22 protein-coding genes and 1 pseudogene are annotated in these 22597 nt (G+C 66.1%); 13 read left to right on the top strand and 10 right to left on the bottom strand.

Annotated elements, in window-relative coordinates; all coding sequences use genetic code 11:
• The first annotated feature begins 60 nt into the window (after positions 1–60).
• The 8 genes and pseudogenes from ID132_RS09565 (at position 61) to ID132_RS09525 (ending at position 7582) form a co-directional block, all read left to right on the top strand.
• Positions 61–969, top strand: a complete 909-nt coding sequence (locus tag ID132_RS09565) for a MetQ/NlpA family ABC transporter substrate-binding protein (protein WP_125106528.1) — start codon at positions 61–63, stop codon at positions 967–969.
• 92 nt (positions 970–1061) lie between these two features.
• A pseudogene (locus ID132_RS09560) lies at positions 1062–2120 on the top strand (methionine ABC transporter ATP-binding protein).
• 2 nt (positions 2121–2122) lie between these two features.
• Positions 2123–2803 carry a methionine ABC transporter permease gene (locus ID132_RS09555; RefSeq protein ID WP_125106526.1) on the top strand — a complete coding sequence of 227 codons (681 nt, stop codon included), beginning with the start codon at positions 2123–2125 and terminating at the stop codon, positions 2801–2803.
• A gap of 22 nt (positions 2804–2825) precedes the next feature.
• A complete protein-coding gene (locus ID132_RS09550) occupies positions 2826–3713 on the top strand; it encodes an aldo/keto reductase (protein WP_193128469.1) in 888 nt (295 codons plus the stop codon).
• Positions 3714–4545: 832 nt separating this feature from the next.
• Positions 4546–5757 carry a styrene monooxygenase/indole monooxygenase family protein gene (locus ID132_RS09540; protein ID WP_193128467.1) on the top strand — a complete coding sequence of 404 codons (1212 nt, stop codon included), beginning with the start codon at positions 4546–4548 and terminating at the stop codon, positions 5755–5757.
• Between the two features lie 11 nt (positions 5758–5768).
• Positions 5769–6089, top strand: a complete 321-nt coding sequence (locus tag ID132_RS09535) for an EthD family reductase (RefSeq protein WP_193128466.1) — start codon at positions 5769–5771, stop codon at positions 6087–6089.
• The gene (locus tag ID132_RS09530) at positions 6086–6586 is read left to right on the top strand and encodes a flavin reductase (protein ID WP_125106521.1); all 501 of its coding nucleotides are present in this window, start codon (positions 6086–6088) and stop codon (positions 6584–6586) included. The genes ID132_RS09535 and ID132_RS09530 overlap by 4 nt, the downstream gene beginning before the upstream one ends.
• Before the next feature lie 12 nt (positions 6587–6598).
• Entirely contained in the window at positions 6599–7582 is a 984-nt protein-coding gene (locus ID132_RS09525; RefSeq protein WP_193128465.1) for an AraC family transcriptional regulator, read from the top strand.
• Here ID132_RS09525 and ID132_RS09520 read toward each other — a convergent pair.
• A complete protein-coding gene (locus ID132_RS09520) occupies positions 7579–8418 on the bottom strand; it encodes an SDR family oxidoreductase (RefSeq protein WP_125106519.1) in 840 nt (279 codons plus the stop codon). The genes ID132_RS09525 and ID132_RS09520 overlap by 4 nt on opposite strands.
• Before the next feature lie 184 nt (positions 8419–8602).
• Between ID132_RS09520 and ID132_RS09515 the strand changes: the two genes are divergently transcribed.
• A complete protein-coding gene (locus ID132_RS09515; protein WP_125106518.1) occupies positions 8603–9130 on the top strand; it encodes an NUDIX domain-containing protein in 528 nt (175 codons plus the stop codon).
• Positions 9131–9167: 37 nt separating this feature from the next.
• Here ID132_RS09515 and ID132_RS09510 read toward each other — a convergent pair whose 3' ends face one another.
• On the bottom strand, positions 9168–9791 hold the full coding sequence (locus tag ID132_RS09510; protein ID WP_125106517.1) for a hypothetical protein: 624 nt from the start codon (positions 9789–9791) through the stop codon (positions 9168–9170).
• 139 nt (positions 9792–9930) lie between these two features.
• Between ID132_RS09510 and ID132_RS09505 the strand changes: the two genes are divergently transcribed.
• Together ID132_RS09505 and ID132_RS09500 are read left to right on the top strand one after the other, a co-directional pair.
• Entirely contained in the window at positions 9931–10470 is a 540-nt protein-coding gene (locus tag ID132_RS09505; RefSeq protein ID WP_125106516.1) for a peptidylprolyl isomerase, read from the top strand.
• 212 nt (positions 10471–10682) lie between these two features.
• Positions 10683–11465, top strand: a complete 783-nt coding sequence (locus tag ID132_RS09500; protein ID WP_328744106.1) for a rhomboid family intramembrane serine protease — start codon at positions 10683–10685, stop codon at positions 11463–11465.
• Positions 11466–11589: 124 nt separating this feature from the next.
• On the opposite strand, the gene ID132_RS14450 is transcribed toward ID132_RS09500, so the two are convergent.
• The gene (locus ID132_RS14450) at positions 11590–12078 is read right to left on the bottom strand and encodes a cell division protein CrgA (RefSeq protein WP_211198373.1); all 489 of its coding nucleotides are present in this window, start codon (positions 12076–12078) and stop codon (positions 11590–11592) included.
• Between the two features lie 149 nt (positions 12079–12227).
• On the opposite strand from ID132_RS14450, the gene ID132_RS09490 reads away from it, so the two are divergent.
• Positions 12228–13028: a class E sortase gene (locus ID132_RS09490; protein ID WP_125106514.1), complete on the top strand. Its 801-nt coding sequence runs from the start codon at positions 12228–12230 to the stop codon at positions 13026–13028.
• A gap of 9 nt (positions 13029–13037) precedes the next feature.
• The gene (locus tag ID132_RS09485) at positions 13038–13217 is read left to right on the top strand and encodes a hypothetical protein (protein ID WP_125106513.1); all 180 of its coding nucleotides are present in this window, start codon (positions 13038–13040) and stop codon (positions 13215–13217) included.
• 7 nt (positions 13218–13224) lie between these two features.
• Here the strand turns inward: ID132_RS09485 and pknB are convergent, their stop codons facing one another.
• The 7 genes from pknB to ID132_RS09450 all read right to left on the bottom strand — a co-directional run bounded on the left by pknB (position 13225) and on the right by ID132_RS09450 (position 22473).
• On the bottom strand, positions 13225–15054 hold the full coding sequence (pknB, locus tag ID132_RS09480) for a Stk1 family PASTA domain-containing Ser/Thr kinase (RefSeq protein ID WP_328744102.1): 1830 nt from the start codon (positions 15052–15054) through the stop codon (positions 13225–13227).
• A gap of 32 nt (positions 15055–15086) precedes the next feature.
• Positions 15087–16988 carry a serine/threonine-protein kinase gene (locus tag ID132_RS09475; protein WP_193128462.1) on the bottom strand — a complete coding sequence of 634 codons (1902 nt, stop codon included), beginning with the start codon at positions 16986–16988 and terminating at the stop codon, positions 15087–15089.
• Complete coding sequence (locus tag ID132_RS09470; protein ID WP_125106511.1) at positions 16985–18445, bottom strand: peptidoglycan D,D-transpeptidase FtsI family protein; 1461 nt, start codon at positions 18443–18445, stop codon at positions 16985–16987. Before ID132_RS09470 ends, ID132_RS09475 begins: the two co-directional genes overlap by 4 nt.
• Positions 18442–19854: an FtsW/RodA/SpoVE family cell cycle protein gene (locus tag ID132_RS09465; protein ID WP_193128461.1), complete on the bottom strand. Its 1413-nt coding sequence runs from the start codon at positions 19852–19854 to the stop codon at positions 18442–18444. The genes ID132_RS09470 and ID132_RS09465 overlap by 4 nt, the downstream gene beginning before the upstream one ends.
• Positions 19855–19856: 2 nt before the next feature.
• Positions 19857–21203 (bottom strand): PP2C family protein-serine/threonine phosphatase, encoded by a 1347-nt coding sequence (locus tag ID132_RS09460; RefSeq protein WP_193128460.1) that lies wholly within the window; start codon positions 21201–21203, stop codon positions 19857–19859.
• Entirely contained in the window at positions 21203–21763 is a 561-nt protein-coding gene (locus ID132_RS09455; protein ID WP_125106508.1) for an FHA domain-containing protein FhaB/FipA, read from the bottom strand. The genes ID132_RS09460 and ID132_RS09455 overlap by 1 nt, the downstream gene beginning before the upstream one ends.
• A complete protein-coding gene (locus tag ID132_RS09450) occupies positions 21760–22473 on the bottom strand; it encodes an FhaA domain-containing protein (RefSeq protein WP_125106507.1) in 714 nt (237 codons plus the stop codon). Before ID132_RS09450 ends, ID132_RS09455 begins: the two co-directional genes overlap by 4 nt.
• Positions 22474–22597 lie beyond the last annotated feature (124 nt).

The raw sequence follows: 22597 nt of genomic DNA, 5'->3' as shown, positions 1-22597 counted from the left end.
CATTCAGGGAACACTCAGCCAGTAGGCTCGGTACCAGACCTCCCGAAAGGACTTCTCCTCATGGCACGACTTCGTAACTGGATTGCCGCCGCCGGTGCGCTCGCCCTCGCCGCTAGCCTCAGCGCCTGCGCGGGTGGCAGCGACAGCCCCGCTGCGTCGGGCGATGACCCCTACGCAGGCCAGACCGTCAAGATCGGCGTCGTCGGCGCCTCCGATGAGTACTGGCAGACCTACGTCGATGCCGCCTCGGCCGAGGGCATCGAGGTTGAGCTCGTCGACTTCACCGACTACAACCAGCCGAACCCCGCCCTCTCGGCGGGCGAGGTTGACCTCAACCAGTTCCAGCACATCCTCTACCTCGCGAACTACAACGTCGAGGCCGGCGACGACCTCGCCGCCATCGGCGCAACCGCGATCTACCCGCTCGGTCTCTACTCCGACAAGTACGACTCGGTCGACGCGATTCCCGAGGGTGGCACCGTCGGTGTGCCGAACGACGAAACGAACCGCGCCCGCGCGCTGCTCGTGCTGCAGTCGGCCGGCCTGATCGAGCTCAAGGACGGCGGCAACGCCTTCTCGACCCTCGACGACATCGTCACCGAGAACTCGAAGGTGTCGGTGAAGGAGCTCGAGGCCTCGCTGCTCGCGAACTCGCTGCAGGACTTCGACGCCGCCATCATCAACAACGACTTCATCGCTGACGCCGGCCTCAACGCCGACGACGCGATCGCGCAGGACGACCCGAGCGACCCCGCCGCCCTCGCCTACGCGAACATCTTCGCGTCGCGCGCCGACGACGTCGACAACCCCACGCTCAACAAGCTCGTTGAGATCTACCAGACCAACGAAGACGTGCAGCAGGGCGTGCTCGACAACTCGGGCGGAACCGCCGAGATGCTCACCACCTCGAAGGAAGACCTGCAGACGCAGCTCGACCAGGTCGAGGAAGACATTAAGGCCGAAGGCTAGCCACAGGCTTGCGACCGTGAGCGCGTACCTCTAAATTTCAGGGGTGCGCGCTCACGCGCGTTTCGGCCTGTCGGCCACGGAAAGGACGAAGCATGTCGATGATTCGCTTGCGTGACGTCGTCAAGGAATACCCCGCGGCCTCGCGAAAGGATGCGCCGGTGCGCGCCGTCGACGGCGTCAGCCTCGATATCGAGCGCGGCAGCATTTACGGCGTCATCGGCTANCTCGGGCGCCGGTAAGTCGACGCTCGTGCGCCTAATCAACGCCCTCGAGCCGACGAGCTCGGGCTCGATCGAGATCGACGGCGACGAGATCGTCGGGCTCTCCGAGAGCAAGCTGCAGAAGGTGCGCACCGAGATCGGCATGATCTTTCAGCAGTTCAATCTCTTCAACTCGCGCAACGTGGCGGGCAACGTTGCGTTCCCGATGAAAATCGCGGGCATCGAGAAGGAGGCGCGCGACAAGCGCGTCGCCGAACTGCTCGACTTCGTCGGCCTCGGGGCCCGCGCGAAAGCGTACCCCGACCAACTCTCGGGCGGACAGAAGNCGTCGGCATCGCGCGCGCCCTGTCGACCTCGCCGAAGATCCTGCTCGCCGACGAGTCGACGAGCGCCCTCGACCCGCAGACCACATCCGATGTGCTCGATCTGCTCGAGCGCGTGAATCGCGAGCTTGGCATCACCATCGTCGTGATTACTCACGAGATGGACGTCATCAAACGCTTGGCTACCCACGTCGCGGTGATGGAGCACGGCAAGGTCGTCGAGCACGGCGAGCTCTACCGGGTGTTCTCGAACCCGGAGTATGCCGCCACGAAGAACTTTGTCTCGTCGGTCGTGCCGCAGGTGCCCGAGGGGAAGGAGCTCGATGCGATTCGGGCCCGTCACCAGGGCAAGCTCATCACCATCTCGGTGACCGACGAGCGCGCCTCGCAGCACGAGGTGCTTGGGCGGCTCGTGCGCGCGGGCGTCGAGGCCGAGCTGGTGTTCGGCGGGATGCACGAGATCACGGGCCGCCTGTTCGGTCACCTCACTTTCGCCCTGCACGGCACGGATGCGCAGATCTCCGCCGCGATCGCGGGCGTACGCGAACTCGCCGAGGTGACGGAGATTCCCGACGCCCCGGCCTCGAACGAACGGGTGGGTGAGTAGACATGCTGCATCAAGATGCCGACATCGATCGCCTCATTGAGCTACTGCCGGATCTGCCGGAGCAGCTCGCGCTCACGCTTTTCCTCGTTGCCGTCGCGATGGTCGTCGGTGGCATTTTTGGCCTGATCATCGGCGTGTTCCTCTACGCGACGCGACCGGGTAACATCCTCGCCCAGCGGACCGTGTTCAACGTGCTGAATCTGCTCGTGAACTTCTTCCGGCCCATCCCGTTCATCATCTTGCTCGCGGCGCTGCAGCCGCTCGCTCGCCTCACCATTGGTGTCGGCATCGGTGAGCCGATGGCGATGTTTGCGATGGCCTTCGCCGCGACCTTCGGCATCGCCCGACTCGTCGAGCAGAGCCTCGTGACGGTGCCACCGGGCGTCGTCGAGGCCGCGCGCGCCTCCGGTGCGAGCCGCATGCGCACGCTACTCACGGTCGTGATTCCCGAGGGCCTCGGTCCGCTGATTCTCGGCTACACCTTCGCCTTCGTCGCCGTGATCGATATGTCAGCGATGGCCGGCGTCGTCGGCGGTAGCGGTCTCGGTAACTTCGCACTGCAGTACGGTTATCGTCAGTTCAACCCGCTCGTGACGTGGGCGGCGGTGATCGTCATCGTGATTGTCGTGCAGATTGTCCAGATGCTCGGCAACTGGCTCGCCCGCCGCGTCATGCGCCGGTAGTGACCTACTCGGAAGGAGCGATATGACTTCGCAACCCACCATCACCCTGAACAACGGTATCGAAATGCCAACCCTCGGTTTCGGCGTGTTCCGCTCGAAGCCGGAGGAGACGCAGGAGGCCGTCGAGACGGCGCTGCGCACCGGCTACCGCCTGCTCGACACCGCGGCGATCTACGGCAACGAACGCGAGGTCGGCGCGGGTCTCGCGGCCGCGGGCTTGCCCCGCGACCACGTCTTCGTCACGACGAAGCTCTGGATCAGCGACTACGAGGATGCCCAGAACGCCTTCGACGCGAGCCTGCGCCGCCTCGGCACCGACTACGTCGACCTCTACCTGCTGCATTGGCCCGGGCCCGACGAGTTCGACCGCGCCATCAAGGCCTGGCAGAGCCTCGAGGGCATCCTTGAGTCGGGTCGAGCCCGCGCCATCGGTGTCTGCAACTTCAACGGCGAGCTGCTCGACCGCCTCGGCGAGCACGCCCAGGTGACGCCGGCGCTGAACCAGGTCGAGCTGCACCCCTACTTCTCGCAGCCCGAGGTGCGTCAGTACGACGCGCAGCACGGCATCGTCACGCAGGCCTGGTCGCCGCTCGGTGGCGCCGACCGCTACGGCGAGAAGAATTCGACCGGTCGCGACATCTTCACCGACCCCGCCGTCACCGCGGCCGCCGAGGCCCACGGCAAGACGGCGGCGCAGGTCGTGCTGCGCTGGCACTTGCAAGTCGGCAACGCTGCGATTCCGAAGTCGGTCACCACGAGCCGCATCGCCGAGAACTTCAACGTCTTCGACTTCGAGCTCTCCGCCGACGAGGTTGAGTCGATCAACGCCCTCAACACCGGCGAGCGCGGCGGCGCTGACCCGGCCACGTTCGACACGACGACGGTCACGGCGACGATCGACAACTCGTAGCTCGGGCTTAGCGGCCCAAGGTCGAGGCGCGATACTCGACCGAAATAGGCAGGGGGACGCTGGCGCCATCACGGGGCCGGCGTCCCCTTACTAGTTCGACGAGCAGGTTGACGCACCCGGAGCCCGAGAACCATACGAACGAAGCAGCCAACTGATGCACATCCACGAACTGCGGTTGCTTGCGACCGAACCATTCGCCCGCGGTGAGGAGTATGGCCGTGCGCTCGCGGACGCGCCGAACGACGCGCTCGAATGCTCGACCCTCGTGTGGCTCGCTGCGACCGGTCCGTCGGGAGTGCAGACGTGGGACTGGCATGCCGAGCTGGTGCCCGGCGCGGCGGGGAACCTCGCGCTGTTCTTCAACATCCTCAGCCACGAGTCGGATGCCCGCGGACGAGGCGTGCCGGTGCACGCGGTCGCCAGGCGCATCCTNGAGGAGGCCGACACCGTCGAGCAGGCCCTCGCCCGCGCCGAGCGCGGCGAAGCCCGAGGGCGGGCTGCTCGCCCACACGAACCACTTCCTCGACCCGGCGCTCGCCGCCGCCGACGCGGCCTCCACGCAGTCAACGACGGGTGTTCGACTCGCCCACCTGCGTTCCGTCGCCCCGGGCGGCGGCTCCCCGCACCTCGCCGACCGCTGGGAAACCCTGATCACGATCGCCATGGTGCCGGGAGCCGGCGAGCTGCACTGGCAGACGGGGATGCCTGCGGGGGTGACGGAGGGCACGTTGCGGGTGTTCGGTGGGTAGATCGACTATCCAAAAAACGAACTCCGCCGCAAACCGCCTCCGCGGCAAATAGCTTGAGAGCACGTCGACCCGCGCACCGCAGGGTGGCCGGCCTGCACCTCGGGCTGCACCTGCTGCAGCAGGGCAAAGAGGTGACGATCTTCACGAATCGCACATCGCAGGACGTCTTTGACGGCCGCATCATGAACAGCGTCTCGCACATGCACGTGACGCAGGCGATCGAGAATCAGCTCGGCATCGGCGACTGGCCCGACGTGGACGGCTACTACTACCGCCACTATCACTACAACGGTTGGGGCGAAGACCGCGAGTTCTATGGCGACTTCACGATGCCCTCGCGCGTCATCGACTACCGGATCTACCTGCCCCGCCTCATGCGCGAGTTCGAGAAGCGCGGGGGAGAACTCATTATCCGCGAGCTCGACCGCCCCGACATCGAAGCCCTGACCGAGCAGTACGACCTCGTCGTCGTCTCGACTGGCAAGGGCGAGATCGGCGCCATGTTCCCGAAGCGCGAAGACAAGTCGCCGTACGGCAAGCCTCAGCGCCATCTCACGCTGAGCCTGTGGCGTGGCGTGCGCGAGCTCGATCCGGCTGGCGTCGCGGTCAACATCGTCCCTGGCGTCGGCGAGCTCCTCGTCATTCCGATCTGGAGCCACGCGGGTCGCGTGAGCGCGCTACTTTCTGAGAGCGTGCCGGGTGGCCCGCAAGACGTGCTCAACTCAAAGAAGCAGCACGAAGACCCGGAGGGGTTCCGCGAGCGCATCCTCGACGTGCTCGAGACCCACTACCCGCCCGTCTTCGACCGGGTCGACCACGACAAGTTCGAGCTCACAAGCGACAAGGATGTGCTGCAAGGCGCGTTCGCGCCGTCGCTGCGCGAGGACTACATTCAGCTCCCGAACGGTAAGTTCCTCCTCGCCCTCGGCGACGTGCACCTCACCGTCGACCCGGTCACCGCGCAGGGCGGCAACGCCGCGGCCAACTCGGCAAAGGACACGGCGGCGGTGTTCGCCGAAGACGACGTCTACGACGAGCATTTCCTACGCAAGGTGGCGCGCCGTCGTGCCGAGCGCGTCGAAGGCGTGAACGACTGGGTGAACATGATGATCGCGACTCCCGGCCACGAGCGCATAGGCCAGTTTTTTACGGCGATGGCCCACGACAAGGCGCTCGCCGACGAGTTCACCGAAAACTTCAACTACCCGACCCGACAGCTTGATCTGCTTTCGTCGCAGGAGCGAGTGAATGCTCGCACTGCAGCGATCCTGCAAGCCGCGTCCCAGCCCGCGTAAAGGACACCATCATGTACAAGCTTCTCGTGCTCTATCCCGAACCCGCCGACCGGGCCGGGTTTATTCAGTACTACGAGTCAACCCACCTACCGCTCGCCCGCAAGCTGCCTGGCCTCCGTTCGTGGCGTTACACGACCGAGGTTGCACCCCAGGCAGACGGTAGCGCCGCCCCCTACTTCGCGCTGTTCGAGGCCGAGTTCGATGACGTTGACGCGTTCCGGGCCGCCATGTCGTCGCCCGAGGGTCGCGCCGTCGGCGCTGACGTGCCGAACTTCGCCACAGGAGGCGCAGTCGTGCTCGATTATTCCGTGAGCGAGGGGGAAGTCTCATGACCGCGACCGACCCGATCCGCGAATTCAAGCGCGCGATGTCGAACCTCACATCGGCGGTGAACATCATCTCGACCGACGGGCCGGCCGGCAAGCTTGGCCTCACGGTGAGTGCAGTATGTCGAGGCTCGGATGACCCCGCCACGGTCATCGTCTGCATCAATCGAACGAGCCGCGCTCGCGATGTGTTCGTCGACAACGGGCGCCTCGCGGTCAACGTACTGACCGGCAACCAGGAATTGCTCGCGATGCACTTCGCAGGCCTGACGAGCGCATCCATGGACGAGCGTTTGACCTGGGATATCTGGAGCGAGCTCGACGGCCTGCCAACCCTGCGCGACGCTCGCGTCGCGATCGCCGGCACCATCGTGGATCGCGTCGAGCACGGCACTCACTCGGTGCTGTTCGTCGCCGTCGACGAGCTCCGCACCCGTTCGGGCAGCGGTGGCCTCGTATACGATTCACGCAACTTTCACCAGGTCGGTGCGAGCGCGTTCTAGAGGAGGTCGCAGATGACCGGGTCGACCTCGTTGCCGCTCGAGGTACGCAATACCGCATCAGACGTCGATCACGCCCGGGCGATCGGCGAACAGATTTGGTACCCGCACACCCTCACGCCGCTGCGTGGCGGGCAGCAGTTCACGATGAACTACAAGTCGATGCTGCTGCCCGGCACCACGGTGGGCACGCTGCGCTACTCGACTGGAATCGTGATCGAGACACAGGCCGAGCACCAGAACGACTATCAGGTCAACGCGTCACTGCTCGGTAACCTTCGCATCTCCGTTGGCGGTGACGACCGGGTGCCGGTCACTTCGGCGCGGGCACAGGTGAACGGCCTGCACGTGCCCGTCGCGATTCACGGGTGGCATCGACCGAGCGTCATGCTCGGCGTCAAGATGCGTCGCGACATCGTTGAGCGCGCCGTGGTGCGGTACTGGGGCGACGTGCCCTTCGACCCCGAGGGCGTGCCAACCTCGCTCGACGTTGGTGATGGTCCGGGCCGCAGATGGCTCGAATTCGTGCGCGGCGTAATGCGCCTTCCGACGACGGGGCACGAGGTGGATGCTGGGCTCGCCCGATACTATTCCGAGCGCACGATCGGTGGGTTTATCGCGCTCATGGTGCGCGACACCTGCGACGACGCCGAGTCGCGATTCCCCATCCCCGCCGATATCGTCGACCAAGCGCGCGAGGCTATCGCTTCGATGGTTGGCGCGCCCCTCTCGGTCGACGCGCTCGCGGCCATCACTGGTGTGACAGGCCGGGCGTTGCAGCTCGCGTTTCGGCGCCGCCTCGGTGTCACTCCGCTCGTGTACCAGCGCATCGATCGGATGCACCGGGTGCGTCGTGAACTCGAGGCGGGATCGAGCGCCACGGTACGTGACGTCGCCATCGCGAACGGCTTCGTGCACCTTGGGAGGTTTGCGCAGCGGTACCGGGAAATCTTTGCCGAGGCGCCCTCTGAGACCCTCGCGCGGGCCGCCCGCACTTAGTCGACGAAGGCGTCGGGGTGCAGTTCGACCTCGTCGGTGCCGGGGGAGTACTGCGAGAAGTCGGTAACGCCAGCCGCCTCGAGCACGTCCTCGCAAAGTAGCGCCTGGCCAGCCACCGTGTCGCCGGGTGCCGTGAGCACCGCGTGCGCCGCGTCTGAGTAGAGCTCGACGGTGCGCGAGCGGCGGTAGACCTCTTCGCCGCCGAGAATGTTCAGCACCGCGGCGGTCTGAATCGTCGTGCGCGGCCACAGGGCGGTGGCGGGGATGTGCGTCTCGGCGCCGATGCCGAGCGTCGCGAGGGTCATGCCGTACTTCGCGAGCATGTAGGCGGGGTAGGCGCCGAGCCACTTCTCGGAGAGATTGAGGGGCGGCGACAGGGTGAGGATGCGCGGGTCCTCGGAGGTGCGCAGGTACTGCAGCGCGGTGCGCGTGAGCAGGAACGTGCCGCGCGTGTTGATGTCGTGCATGAGGTCGAAGCGCTTCATGTCGATTAGTGCCGAACCACCAAGATTGATCGCCGAGGCGTTGTTCACAACGATGTCGATGCCACCGAATTCCGCGACGGTCGCGCTCACCGCATCCTGCACCGACGCCTCGTCGCGCACGTCGCCGACGATGGCGAGGGCCTTCGCCCCGGCCTCGGCGCCGGACGCGCGAATCTCGTCGGCGGCCGTGTGCACGGTGCCCTCGAGCTTCGGATGCGCCTGGTCGGTCTTCGCGATGATGGCAACGTTCGCGCCGTCCTGGGCGGCGCGCTTCGCGATCGCGAGGCCGATGCCGCGGCTGCCGCCGGACATGAGGATGGTTTTGCCTGCGAGGGTCGTCGTCGTGGTCATTGCGTCTTTGCCTCCATGAACTCGTGCTCGTCGGTGAGCTGCTGCGGGGAGTCTAACTTTGCGTGCGAGTTCGAGTCTTGCACCCTGTAGAGTCCCTCAGGTCGTGGTTGCTGCGCGCCACGTAAACTTGCAAGTTGTACCGCAGAGGGCTGCGGGTGCCATGTTCGCGTCGAAAGGAGTCCAGGTGCGATTCCGAGTCGGCGCATACGGCGTGATTGTGCGTGACGGGCAGATTCTGCTCGCACACTGGAATTCTCGCGGTCGTTCGGGCTGGACGCTGCCCGGCGGAGGCATCGAGGCGGGCGAGGATCCGCACGACGCCGCGGTGCGCGAGATCTGGGAAGAAACGGGCTACCACGCCTCGATCGACCAGCTGCTCGGCGTCGACTCGATCATCGTCAACGGCCGCAACAAGCGCCGCAAGGGCCGCCCGACCGAGACGCCGCTGCAGAACGTGCGCATCGTCTACCTCGCGACCGTCATCGGCGGCGAGCTGCGCGCTGAAGAGAACGGCACGACTGACGAGGCCCGCTGGTTCGACCTGCGCGAGGTGAAGTCGTTGCAGACGGTGTCGCTCGTGCGCGTCGCGATGCGGCTTTACCACGAGCGCCCCCGCAACGGGCACCTCGAGGGCCTCGGCGGGCCGAAGCGCAAGGCGGCGACGCCGATCGAGGTCGACGACGACGCGGTCGAGCAGTCCGAAGAAGACTAGGCCTCANAGTGGGCGGCCGCGTTGCTGTGTTGAGCGACTAGTCGTTCGAGACCGTCTTCACGGGAGCGTCGAGCTCCTCGTCGGCGATCCAGAGGTCGTCGTCAGCGCGGAAGGTCTGCCAGAGCGCGTAGCCCACCGCGGCAACGGCGGCGACGCCGGCGCCGATGAGGAACCAGCCGCCAACACCGGGGCCCGACTTCGCATCCTTCTTCGCCTGCTTCTCGAGCTTCTTCTGTTCCTTGGCCACGCGGGCCTGCACCTTTTCGACGTTGGCCGCGGCATTCTTGCCGAAGTCCTGGGCCTTCGCCTGCACGGTCTGCAGGGTCTGGTTGTTGTCGACGAACTCGCGCACGGCGCCCGTCACGTTGCCGCCCACTTGGGCGACGGCGGGGAGCACCCGGTGTTGGAACTGCTCGTTCGCACCCGACAGTGCCCGGCGGCCCTGCTTCACGCCGCGGTCAAATGCCGGGCGGAGGTCCTTGTCGACCTTCTTGCGAATGACGGGAGCGATCTCTTTGTCGGCATAGACGCGGGCTTCGTCACCCGCGCGACCAGCCAGGTCGCGCACCTTGGCAAACACTGCCTGCTGCTCCGACCAGAGGCGGTCGGCGTCCTTACGCAGTCGGTTGACCTTGCGCTTGTTCTTGCGAGAAAGTGCCATTTTTATCCTCCGGCGTTCACGATTACGCGTTCGCACGCATCCTGTGCGTTCCTAGGTATCTTGTCATGCGTTGGTCGCTGTTTCCTGAGTCGGCCCGACCACACACCCAGGCCAAAGGCCGCTATGAAAAGATGAACGCATGACGAACGCAACCGCAGTCATGACGCTGCACACCACCCTCGGCGACATCAAGCTGAACCTCTTCGGCAACCACGCGCCGAACACGGTCAAGATCATCACCTCACTCGCCACCGGCGAGCTCGAGTGGACCGACCCGGTCACCGGCGAAACCAAGGAAGAGCCCTTCTACGACGGCGTGGCCTTCCACCGCATCATCAAGCAGTTCATGCTGCAGGGCGGCGACCGCACCGGCACCGGCAGCGGCGGCCCCGGCTTCAACTTCGACGACGAGATTCACCCCGAGCTCGACTTCACGAAGCCCTACATCCTCGCCATGGCGAACGCCGGCAAGATCGCGGGCCGCGGCACGAACGGCTCGCAGTTCTTTATCACCACGGTGCCCACCACCTGGCTACAGGGCAAGCACACCATCTTCGGTGAGGTCGCCGACGATGCCTCGAAGCAGGTTGTCGACGCCATCGAGGCCGTGCAGACCGACGGCCGCGACAAGCCGCTCGAGGACGTCGTGATCAACTCGGTCGACATCGAGAGCCTCTAGGCTCCCGAGTCGCCTCCCTCCCCAGGCATTTCATGACCTCAACGCCGGCCGGCGCTCCTGAATCCGGCTCCGACAACTGCTGCTACCGCCATTCCGATCGGCAGAGCTTCGTGCTCTGTCAGCGATGTGGCCGCACGATTTGCCCGGAATGCCAGACTCAGGCGCCGGTCGGCGTCATTTGTCCCGAGTGCCTCGCCGAGCAGCATGGTCGCGTGCGCGAACAGCAGCGGATGCACTCGAAGCAGCGGGTGCGAGCGGCCGGCGGCCGCTTCGGCCAGCTCCGCAGCCGCCTCATTGGCAGCGGCAGCCCTGTCACATACACGCTCATGGGCCTCATCGTCCTGGTCGGCATGCTGCAGTGGCTGACGCGCCAGTTCGGCACCGACTTCATTGACACATACGGCTCGTACTCGCCGCAGTTCACCGACGGGCGGCACTACTACCCGAACGGCCAGCTCGCCTTCGAGCCCTGGCGGATGCTCACCTCGGCATTCCTGCACGGCTCGTTCCTCCACCTCGCGATGAACACGCTGACGCTGTGGATCTTCGGCCGCGCCCTCGAGCCGCTTATCGGCTCGCTGCGGTTCGCGACGCTGTATGTGGTGTCCGCCCTCGGCGGCTCGCTCGCCGTTGCACTGCTTGCCCCGAGCAGCTGGGTGATTGGCGCATCCGGCGCCGTCTTCGGCCTGTTTGCGGCGTGGTTCCTCGTGCTGCGCAAGACGGGCCAGGACGTCACGTCGATGCTCGTGCTCATCGGCATCAACGTCGCGATCTCGTTCATTAATCCGGGCATCTCTTGGCAGGCGCACGTCGGCGGGCTCGTGGTTGGCCTCATCTGCGGCTCGCTCACGCTGCTCGACATCGATCGCGGCCGGAAGAAACCCGGCAAGATTAAGAACGGTCGGCGCCAATGGCCGACGCTCGGCCTCTGGTTGCAGCTCGTCGTGGGCGTGCTCTGCCTCGCGATTCCGCCGCTCGTCGGCATGCTGCTCTAGCGACTTATCCCCAGATCAATCCACATCTTGGGGATAACTACAGTCATGTAGTTACAACCGTGTAATTCTCCACACCGGTGCATAAGCTGTGGATAACTTCACAGGTATGGATGCGCCCGGGCAGCTATTTCCAGTTCGACATCATCAAGAAGCCCACAAGCGCGATGCCGAAGCCGATGAGAATGTTCCAGTCGCCGAGCGCGCCGACGGGGGCGCGGCCCGAAGACATGTAGTACACGAGGATCCAGATAAAGCCGAGCAGTAGGAAGCCGAACATGATCGGCTTGAACCAGACGGGGTTGCCCTCGGCGGCACGGCTCTGGGCCGCGGCGGCGGTGCGCTCCTGCTCCTTCGTGAGCGGCTTGCCGTCGCTGGGCTTCTTCTTGGCGGAGCCTTTCGGCTCGTACTTCTTGCCGCGGGCCTCGGCAGCGATCTGCTTCGAGCGCTCGATGCGCTCGCGCTCGGCGCGCTTCTTGCGCTTCTCTTCGGCGCGCAGCTCGTCCTTCGTCAGCGGCTTCTTCGCGGCCTTCTTGCGCTTGGTCGCACCCGCCGCCGTTGCAGCGTCNGTCGTCGTCTTCGTCGTCGTCTTCAGCTTCGTCGTCCTCAGGCTCATCTGCCTCGTCGCTGCCAGCAGCGTCGTCGACCTCGTCCTCGAGGTCTTCGTCGTGAACCTCGATGATGTCGTCGGTCAGCTCGTAGTCGTGACCGGCCTTGGGAGTCTCGTTGGGCATGATGGCATTCTAGCCGTCTAGAATTGCGCGCATGACTTCGCCCGCACCTGACGCCACGAGACGTTCACGCAAGGAGCAGCGGCGAAAGCGAGCGCAGCGCATCACCGTCACCGGAGTGCTTGGTGAGCTCTTGCTCACGGCCGGCCTCGGCACGCTCGCGTTCATGGGCTGGAAGTACTGGCTCAACGACGTCATTCAGGGCAACGAGCAGAACTCGGCCGGTAGCGAGCTCAGCCAGGAGTTCGAGAAGAACTATACCGACGCGCCGGCGCCCGACGACGACCAGGGTATTCCGGTGCGCACCACGCCGACTGACTCCGCCGAGCCGTTCGCGGTGCTCTACGTGCCGGCCTTCGGCGCCGACTACTCGCGCACGATCGCGACCGACATCACGCAGTACGGCGTGCTCGACCAGTATGTCGGCTACTACATGAACTCGGATGCGCCGGGCGCGATTGGCAACTTCGCCGTCGCCGGCCACCGGCTCGCGTACGGCGCGCCGATGCAGAACATCCCGAACCTGCAGGTCGGCGACCACGCCTACGTCGAGACGGTCGACGGCTGGTACGAGTACGAGTACCGCTCGGGCGAGTACGTCGACCCGTACGAGGTGTCGATCCTCTCGGACGTGCCTCGCTACCCCGACGAGCAGAGCGACGACCGCATCCTGCTCATGATGACCTGCAACCCGATCTACTCGGTCGCGGAGCGCGCCGTCTCGTACTCAGTGTTTGTCGAGTTCACGCCGCGCGCCGACGGTGCGCCCGACGAGATCGCCGACGTCGTGAACGCGCGAAACCAGAACGACGGCCAAGACACCGGCCGCGAATAGGAGACGGAATTGTACGGAGCGCTCTGGCGAGCATTTCCCGGCCCGTGGCCGGTGAAACTGCTGTTCATGCTCGTGGTCATCGCCGCGGTGCTCGCGGCGTGCGTGCTGTGGCTGTTCCCCTGGATCGACCAGACCTTCCTGACGCCGCAGGACGTTACGGTCGGCCTCGGGGTTCTAACCGGCAGTTAGCGGCGACCTAGCGGTTGCCGATGCCGTTATTGTCGTTTCCGTTATTGCCGTTCCCGTTGTTGCCACTGTCGTCGGTCGTGTCGCCCGAGTCCCCGGTGTCGCCGCTGTCGTCGCTCGGTTCGGGTTCAGGCGCAGGGGCGCTTCCGGTGCAGTAGCTGAGGCTGACTTCGCTGCCCTGGGCGACGGGGCCCGGAGCTACCGACATGTTCACGACGGGGCTGCCGTCCTGCGCCTCGCAGGTCGGGAGTTCCTGGCGCACCGGGGTGAGGCCGAGGTCGGTGAGCTGCGTCTCGGCGTCGGCGAGCGACTGCCCGCGCACGTCGGGCAGGCTCACGTTGCCGCTCGAGACGTAGACGTTCACCTTCGAGCCGGGCTCGACCTCGGTGTTCGCGCTCGGTTCGCTGCGGATGACCTGGTGGGCGGGCACGTCGGGGGAGTCCTCGTTAATGATGGTGCCGAGCGTGAGCCCGACGTCCTCGAGGGCCGCCTTCGCCTCCGACTCGGACATGCCCTCGAGGGAGGGCACGCCGATCGCATCTGGTCCGGACGAGATCGTGATTGTCACAGTGGTGTCGAGCGCGACGCTCGAGCCCTCGGGCGGCGACTGCGAGATGACCTCGCCCGCGGGCACGTCATCGCTCGCGGCATGCTCCACCCGGGCGGTGAGTCCCACGTCTTCGATCGAGGCGGTGGCCTCCTCCTCGGTCATGCCGACGACGTTCGGCACGGATGCGCTGGTCTCGGGCAGCGTCATGGGCTGCAGCAGCAGCACCCAGAGCAGCACGCCGATGAGGACGGCCGCCACGAGGGTGACGGCGCCCCAGATCCACATGGCCGGGGGACGGCGCTGCACCTGCGGGGCGCGGTCGTCGTCCTCGTTCATCGAGTTGAGGGCCGACTCGGTCGCGTCGATCGCGGTCGGGCCGGCACCGAACAGCTGCGTGGTGGCCGACTCTTCGGCGGCCGAGCGCGTGTACGCGGGGGCGATGCCCTTGAACGCGTTCTGCAGGTCGGTGCGGAACTCGGCGGCGGTCTGGTAGCGGTCGTCGGCGCGCTTCGCGAGCGCCTTGGTGACCACCGCATCCAGCGCCGGGGTCACGCGCGAGCTTAGCTCGCTCGCGCGGCGAGGCGGCTCGGTGACGTGCTGGTAGGCGACGGCCACAGCCGAATCGCCCTGAAATGGCACGCGTCCCGTGAGCATCTCGTAGAGCACGATGCCGGCCGAGTAGAGGTCGCTGCGACCGTCGACGGTCTCGCCGCGAGCCTGCTCGGGCGAAAAGTAGGATGCGGTGCCGAGAATCGCGGTCGTCTGCGCGATCGTTCCCGCGGTGTCGGAGATGGCCCGGGCGATACCGAAGTCGGTGACCTTGACCTCGTCGGCCGTCGTGACCATGACGTTCGCCGGCTTGATGTCGCGATGCACGACGCCGGCGCGGTGGGAGTACTCGAGCGATGTGAGCAGCCCCGACATGTACTTCTTGACCTTTTCGTCGCTGAGGGGCTCCTCGGCCATGATGTCGCCGAGCTGCTTGCCGTCGATGTACTCCATGACGATGTACGGCACGACGATCTCGAAGCCGTNGCGCACGAAGGTGTCCTCGCCCGCGTCGAACACGCGCACGATGGTCGGGTGCGTCATGCGCGCCGCTGCCTGCGCCTCCTGGCGAAAGCGGCTCCGGAACGAGGATTCGCCCGCGAGGTTCGTGTGGAGGAGTTTGACCGCGACGTGCCGACCGAGGCGTTCATCAGTCGCTGCGTAGACCTCGGCCATTCCGCCGCGGCCAATGCGCCGTCCGATCTGGTAGCGGCCAGCGAGAGTGCGTTCTCCCTGGATCACTTGCTGAACTCCTCAGTATTGGTGGCACCGGGTTACCGGTGGAACGGCTGCCGCCGATCTCTACAGACTGCCCAGTGTATCGACCCCGCGCATCCGCCGGGGCCGCGCAGCACGATCGGGCGCTTAATNCCGTTGCCGTTGCCGTTGCCGGGCGTCGGATCGGTGGTCGGCAGCTGCTGCTGCGAGTCATCCTGCTGGTCAAGGTCGAGCGACGTCTCGGGAGAGGTCGGCACATCCGACGACGAGCACTCGGGCTGGTACGAGGCTGTCACCGCCGTCGCTCCGCTCGGGATAGTCGTGGTCATTGATGTCGACGAGGCACCCTGGGTGTAGGGGGTCGCGCCGGCGTCACCGCCGGTCCAGGTGAGGGTCACGGTGTAGCCCGAGACCGACTGGCCGGGAGGGCACTGACCGTCGAACGAGCTCCACTCGACGACGAGGTCGGTGCCGTTCTGCGTGAGGGTGGGGCCGTTCGAGGGGCCGCTGTCGACCGCCGCGACGTCGGTGTAGACCGTGACCTGCACTTCGTCGCCGACGGTGAGGTTGCCGGTCGGGTTAACGCTGATGACGGTGTCGACATCGCTCTGGCTCTGGGCAGACTGACCGTCGACCTTCACAGGGTTGAGGCCGAGGCTGGTCAGTTCGGCGGCTGCGTCGTCATAGCTCATACCGACGAACTGGCTCGACGAGATCGAGACTGTCTCGGCCTCGGCCTGGGTTTCGGTCGGAGTCGGCTCGGGCGTCTCACTCTGCGTCGCCGTGGACGTCGGCGTGGTCTCGTCGCCGTTGTTCTGCAGCAGCGCGAAGCCGAGCAGGCCGAGCGCGAGGGCGAGCAGCACGAGGGCGGCGATGAGGATCCAACGCCAGTTGCCCGGCTTCTTCTCCTTCTCCTCCTTGTTCTCGTCCTCATCAGAATCGGTCGTCGCGACCTGCGAGCCCTGAGCGTTCTGGCCCATGAGCTCGTCGAAAGGGCTGTATTGCTGCGTCGACTGTTGCGGCGCGCCAAGCACCGTCGTCGACTGCTGGTCGTTGCCGAGCAGCTGGGTCTGGTCGAGCGGCGCGGTCGCGGTGCCGACGCCGAGCACGGCGGGAACGGCCTGGGCCGCGCGCTGCACGTCGCCGTCGCGGAGCGCGGCTGAGGCACGCGCGAATGCGGCCGCCGACTCGGGGCGATCCTTCGGATCCTTTGAGATCGCCGAGATGACGAGGTTGCGCACCGGCTCGGGCACCGTCACCGGCAGGGGCGGCGGCGCGTCGTTGATGTGCGACATCGCGATCGCGACCTGCGATTCACCCGTGAACGGGCGGCGGCCGGCGAGCGACTCGTACGCGACGATGCCGAGCGAGTAGATGTCGGTCGACGGCGTCGCCGCGTGACCGGAGGCCTGCTCTGGCGAGAGGTACTGCACCGTGCCCATGACCTGGCCGGTCGCGGTGAGCGGCACCTGGTCGGCGATGCGCGCGATGCCGAAGTCGGTGATCTTCACGCGGTGGTCAGGCGTGATGAGCAGGTTGCCGGGCTTGATGTCGCGGTGCACGAGGCCGGCGCGGTGCGCGGCACCCAGGGCGGCCGCGGTCTGCGAGACGATGTCCATCACCTGGTCGGGCGGCAGCACGCGCTCCCGCTCGAGGATCGTCGAGAGCGCCTCGCCGGGCACAAGCTCCATGACGAGGTAGGCCGAGCCGTTCTCCTCGCCGTAGTCGTAGACGTTGGCGATGCCCTCGTGGTTCACGAGCGCAGCGTGCCGCGCCTCGGCGCGGAAACGCTCGAGGAAGCCGGGGTCGCCCATGTACTCGTCCTTGAGGATCTTGATGGCGACTTGGCGACCGATGACGAGGTCGGTGGCTTCCCACACCTCGCCCATACCGCCGATGGCAATGCGGTTACCGAGTTGGTACCGATTACCGAAGGTGACTCCGTGTGCAGGCCTCATACCCCAAGCACCGCCTTAATCACTGCTGCTCCAATTGATGCCGCCAGTCCGTTTCCGGTCCCGCTTTGTCCCATGCCGCCGCCGTCTTCCAAAACGACCGCGACCGCTACCTGCTGTCCATTCGATTCGGCGAAGCCGGTGAACCAGAGCGAGTACGCCTCGCCCTCACCGTTCTGCGCCGTACCCGTCTTGCCCGCCACGTCGATGCCCGCGATCGCCGCGTTGGTTGCGGCGCCTTCGCTGACGCTACCCTGCATCATGTCGGTGAGCTTCTCGGCCGTCTCTTGCGAGATCGGCGTGCCGTAGCTGCTCACCTGCGGCCCCTGAATCTCGTCGAGGTTCGGCGTGAGCACGCTGTCGACGACCGTCGGGTTCATGAGTTCGCCGCCGTTCGAGATGGCGGCCGAGACCATCGCCATCTGCAGGGGCGTTGCGCGCACGTCGAACTGGCCGAAGCCGGTCAGCGCGGTCTGCGCGTCGTCGAGCTCTTCGGTCGGGTACTGCGACGGTGTCGACTCCATCGGAATCTCGAAGCTGTCGTTGAACCCGAACGCCTCCGCCATGTCGCGGATCTTCTCGTCGCCGAGCTTCACCGCGAGCTGCGCGAACGGAATGTTGCACGACAGCTCGAGGGCGGTCTTCAGGTTGGTCTTCTCGCCGCTGCCGCACTTGGCGCCGTGCGAGGGGTTGTAGATGACCGAGCTCGACCCGGGCAGCTCCCACTCGGTGGGGTTGTCGAGGTCGGTGTCGGGTTCGACGATGCCCGCCTCGAGGGCCGCCGCCGCGACGACAATCTTGAAGACCGAGCCGGGCGGGTTGAGGTTGCCGGCGATCGCGCGGTTGAAGAGCGGGTTCGAGGGGTCGTTGAGCAGCGAGTTATACGCGTCGATGACCTCTTGGTCGTCGTGTGTCGCGAGCGAGTTCGGGTCGTACGACGGCTTCGACACCATCGCAAGAATCGCGCCGGTTTCGGGGTCGATGGCGATGACCGCGCCCTGCATGTCGCCGAGCGCATCCCAGGCCGCCTGCTGCGCATCCGGGTCGATCGTCACCTCGACGGCCGCGCCGGCGGGCGAGCTGCCCGTGAACATCGCCTGCAGGCTCGTGAAGAACTGCGAGTCGGAGCGGCCCGAGAGTTCGGCGTTCATCGCCGACTCGAGGCCGGTCGCGCCCTGGTTGGCCGAGTAATAGCCGGTGATCGGCGCGTAGAGAGGGCCGTTCTCGTAGACGCGCTGGTACTTGTACTGCGTGCCGTCGGCCTCCGACTGCACGATCGGGGTGCCGTCGATGAGGATCGGCCCGCGCTGCGTCTCGTAGCTCGCGAGGAGCACGCGCGTATTGCGGCCGTCTGCGGCCAGCTGGGGGGCCTGGAAGACCTGGATGTACGTCGACGAGCCGAACAGCGCGAGGAACATCGCGAGCAGGATGATGCCAATGGCGCGAATGTTCTTACTCATGCGGATGCCCCCTCTCGGTTTGGTATCTGGTTGTTGGCGTACATCTCGGTGGCGGTGGCGCCGACCTGGCTGCTGCGGATCGTGTCGCTCAGCCGGAGCAGGATCGCAATGATGATCCAGTTGGCCACGAGACTCGAACCACCCGCCGCGAGGAAGGGCGCGGTGAGACCCGTGAGCGGAATCACACGCGTCACACCACCAATAACGATAAACACCTGCAACCCGATGACGAACGAAAGGCCCGTCGCGAGCAGGCGACCAAAGTCGTCGCCGCCGAGGTGGCCGATGCGCAGGCCGCGGGCGACGATGATCAGGTACATCGCGAGAATCGCGAAGAGGCCCGCGAGGCCGAGCTCCTCGCCGAGCGCCGAGATGATGAAGTCGCTCTCGGCGAGCGGGGTGAGGTCGGGGCGCCCCTGGCCGAGGCCGGTGCCGATGATGCCGCCGTTGCCGAGTCCGAACAGGCCCTGCACGAGCTGGTAGCTGCCGCCGTCGGCTTGGTAGAGCGCGTCGTCGAACGGGTGGAGCCAAGCGTAGATGCGATTGCCGACGTAGCTCATGTTCATGGCCGCGACGGTGCCGCCGCCGAGGAACAGCAGCAGGCCGATGATGACCCACGAGATGCGGCCGGTCGAGACGAAGATCATCACGAGGAACAGACCGAAGTAGAGCAGCGAGGTACCGAGGTCGCGCTGGAACACGAGCACGCCCATGCAGAAGGCCCAGACGATGAGGATCGGGCCGAGGTCGCGCATCCGCGGCAGGCGCAGGCCGAGGAACTTGCGGCTCACCATCGAGAGCGAGTCGCGCGCCGTGACGAGGTAACCCGCGAAGAAGATTGCGAGGGTGATTTTCGCGATTTCACCGGGCTGGAAGTTGAAGGGGCCGACCGAGATCCACACGCGGGCGTTCGCACCGGTGGCGGCGAGGCCGGGGATAAGCGGCAGCACAAGCAGGATCAGCGACACAGCGCCGAACAGGTAGGTGTACCGCTGCAGGACGCGGTGGTTGCGCAGCGCGATGAGCACCGCGATGGCGATGGCGATCGCGAGGCCCGTGTAGACGATCTGCGAGATCGCTTGGGTGCCCGGATGCTCGGGGTTATCGGCAAGGTCGAGCCGGTAGATCATCGTGATGCCGAGGCCGTTGATCGTCGTTGCAAGCGGTAACAGGAACGGGTCGGCGCGGGGTGCCCGGAAGCGCAGCACGATGTGCACCCCAAGCGTCAGCACGAGCAGCGCGCCGAACAGTGTGACGACGTGCCAATCGAACGTGCCGTTGACGCCGAGCTGCACCTGCAGCAGCGCGCCGAGCACGATGATGTAGGCCACAACGAGGAAGCCGAGCTCCATGTTGCGCAAGCCCTGGCGTCGTTCGCGGCGGCCGGTGGTCTGGGTCGGTGCGGTCATCGCTACTCACCTCCGGACGTGGCGGATGCGGTGGCGGAGGAGGTCGGGCTTGGCGGAGGCGTGCTCGTCGGAACCGGCGTCGCCTCCTCGTCGGGCTGGGTGGGGGCCGTGCCGTTGCTGAGCCGTTCGACGAGGTCCTGTGCCTCGGCGAGCGTGGCGAAGGCGATCGTGCCGGTAACCTGCGAACGCTGGTAGGGGTTCAGGTCGTCGACCGAGAGGTCGGTTTCGTCGATGACCTCAGAGAGTTCGAACGAGCCGATGTTCGCGTTGACCCCCTGGTAGATCGCGACGTTGCCGTTGTATTCGCCGACGTAGTAGCGCGTTTGCGTCCAGCTGTACACGAGGGCGCTCGCGCCGACCATAACCGCGATGAGCATCACGACCGCCGCCGACCAGGTGATGCGCCGCATCAGGCGGAAGCGCTTTTCCTCGGCGAGGATGCGGTTGAACATCTCGTCGGTCGGGGCCGCGAACTCTTCGTTCTCGGGCCGGGCCGCGAGCTTGCGCCGCGACTGCAACACGTCGGGCAGCAGTCGCTTGACGCGCTTCGGCGCGTTCGAGGCGTAGCGCATCGGGTTGACGGCGGCGCCGACGACCTTGGGCTTGATGCTCTCGAGCGGCTTCTCGCCGATCTCGAGCACGACGACGGTGACGTTGTCGGGGGCGCCGTTGTCGAGCGCGAGCTGCACGAGGTCGTCGCCGACCTCGCGGGACGATTCGACCTTGCGCGCGAGCACCTCGGCGATCTGGGTTTCGTCGACGTAGCTCGAGAGGCCGTCGGAACAGAGTAACCAGCGGTCGCCGTCGACGGCCGGCACGACGTAGGTGTCGACGTCGGGCGCCGTCTCGACGTCGCCGAGCACACGCATGAGCACCGAGCGGCGCGGGTGCACGAGCGCCTCTTCGGGCGTGATGCGGCCGGCGTCGACGAGGCGCTGCACGAAGGTGTGGTCGACCGTCACCTGTTTGAGCTCGCCCGAGTGGTAGCGGTAGACGCGCGAGTCGCCGATGTGGCCGATGACCATTTCGTCGCCGATGCGCGTGATGACGTCGGCGGTTGTGCCCATGCCCTTGAGTTCGGAGTGGGTGCGTGCGGCGTCGACGATGAGCTCGTTCGCCTCGTGGAGGAGTGCCGTCAGGCCCTCCTGTGCCTCCGAGACCGAGGTGAACTGCACGTCGTGCTCGGCGAGGAACTTGACCGCGATGGAGGACGCGACGTCACCGCCCGCGTGGCCGCCCATCCCGTCGGCAACGCCGTAAATGTGCTTGCCGATGAGGCCCGAGTCCTGGTTGTTCGACCGGACTCGGCCCACGTGCGACACCGCGCCGGCGCGTACGATCTGCGGCATTAGCGAAGCTCAAAGGTGGTCGTGCCGATTCGCACAACGGTGCCCCGGCGAATTTCTACGGGCTGGGAAACGCGCTCGTCGTTGACGTACGTGCCGTTGGTCGAATCGAGGTCCTGCACCATCCACGTGTCGTTCCACTTGAGCAGGCGGGCGTGGCGGGTTGACGTGTAGTCGTCCTGGATGCGCAGGTCTGCGTCGGGGGAGCGGCCGATGAGCAGCGGCTGGTCGCTGAGCTTGATCTCGGTGCCGCGGCGCGGGCCGGAGGTGAGCACGACCTTCTCGAACGCGATCGGGCCCTGCTGTTGTGGCTGCTGTTGTGCCTGCGGGGGGCGCTGCTGCTGGGCAGGAGCGGCCTGCTGCTGCGCGGGCGCGGCTGCGGGAACGGGCTGCGGCTGCGGGGCCGTGCCCTGCTGCCGCGACTGCTCCATCGCGCGCTGGTAGTCGCGCGAGCGCGAGCCGAAGAGGTCGCTGCGCAGGGCGTAGATGATCGAGAAGATGAAGATCCACATGATCGCCAGGAACACCAGGCGCAGCACCAGCAGGGTAAGTTCGCCGCTCATTGCATGCCTCCTGGTCGTTGCAGATAGCCCGTGTCATCGCTCGGTGAGGCTTGTGGCACCACCTGGAAATAGAGCTGGGTGCGGCCGATCTCGATGAGCGAGCCGGAGTCGAGTGCCGATTGCGAGACACGTCGAGCGTTGAGTTTGGTGCCGTTGGTCGAGCCGAGGTCGCGCACGCCGGCGCGCTGGCCGTCCCACACCACTTCGGCGTGGCGGCGCGATGCCCCGCCGTCGTCGATCGTGATGTCGGCATCGCTGCCGCGGCCGATCACGTTGCTGCCCTGGTGCAGGGTGTAGCGGCGGCCGTTGACGTCGAGCACGGGGGTCCAGTCGACGCGGCCCTCGACGCTGCGCGACTCGATGTTGAGCTGGCCCTCGCTGAGCGTGTCGTCTTGCAGCAGCTTCACCGAGAGGCCGCCCGCGAACTGATAGTGCTGGCGGCTCGCGTGCTGCTCAATCTCTTGCACGAGGGTGCCGGTGAGCGAGTCGCCGAGTCCCCCGAGGCGGTCGTAGTCGGCGGGCGAGACGATGACGTGAAAGCGGTTTGGAACGAGGATGCGTTCGCGCGACACGATCGAGGCGCGCGTGTCGCATTCGCGCTTGAGCGCGGCGACGATTTCGACAGGCTGCAGGCCAGATTTGAACGTCTTGGCAAACGCGCCATTGAAGGCGCGCTCCAGCCCCCGTTCAAATTTGTCAAGAATTCCCACACTGTCTCCTACGTACGAGGTCTACCGTTGGCATAGTAGTGGCCGAGTATGAGTTGCGTGTGCCGTCTTCGCCCACTCGTGACGATTGCGCCCGGATTATGGTAGGGTCGTTCCTTGCGCGCGA

It is taken from the genome of Gulosibacter sediminis, assembly GCF_014904065.1.
GTDB classification, from domain to species: Bacteria; Actinomycetota; Actinomycetes; order Actinomycetales; family Microbacteriaceae; genus Gulosibacter; species Gulosibacter sediminis.
Note: the sequence above shows the minus strand (reverse complement) of the source record. Positions and strands in the feature narration are given on the sequence as shown.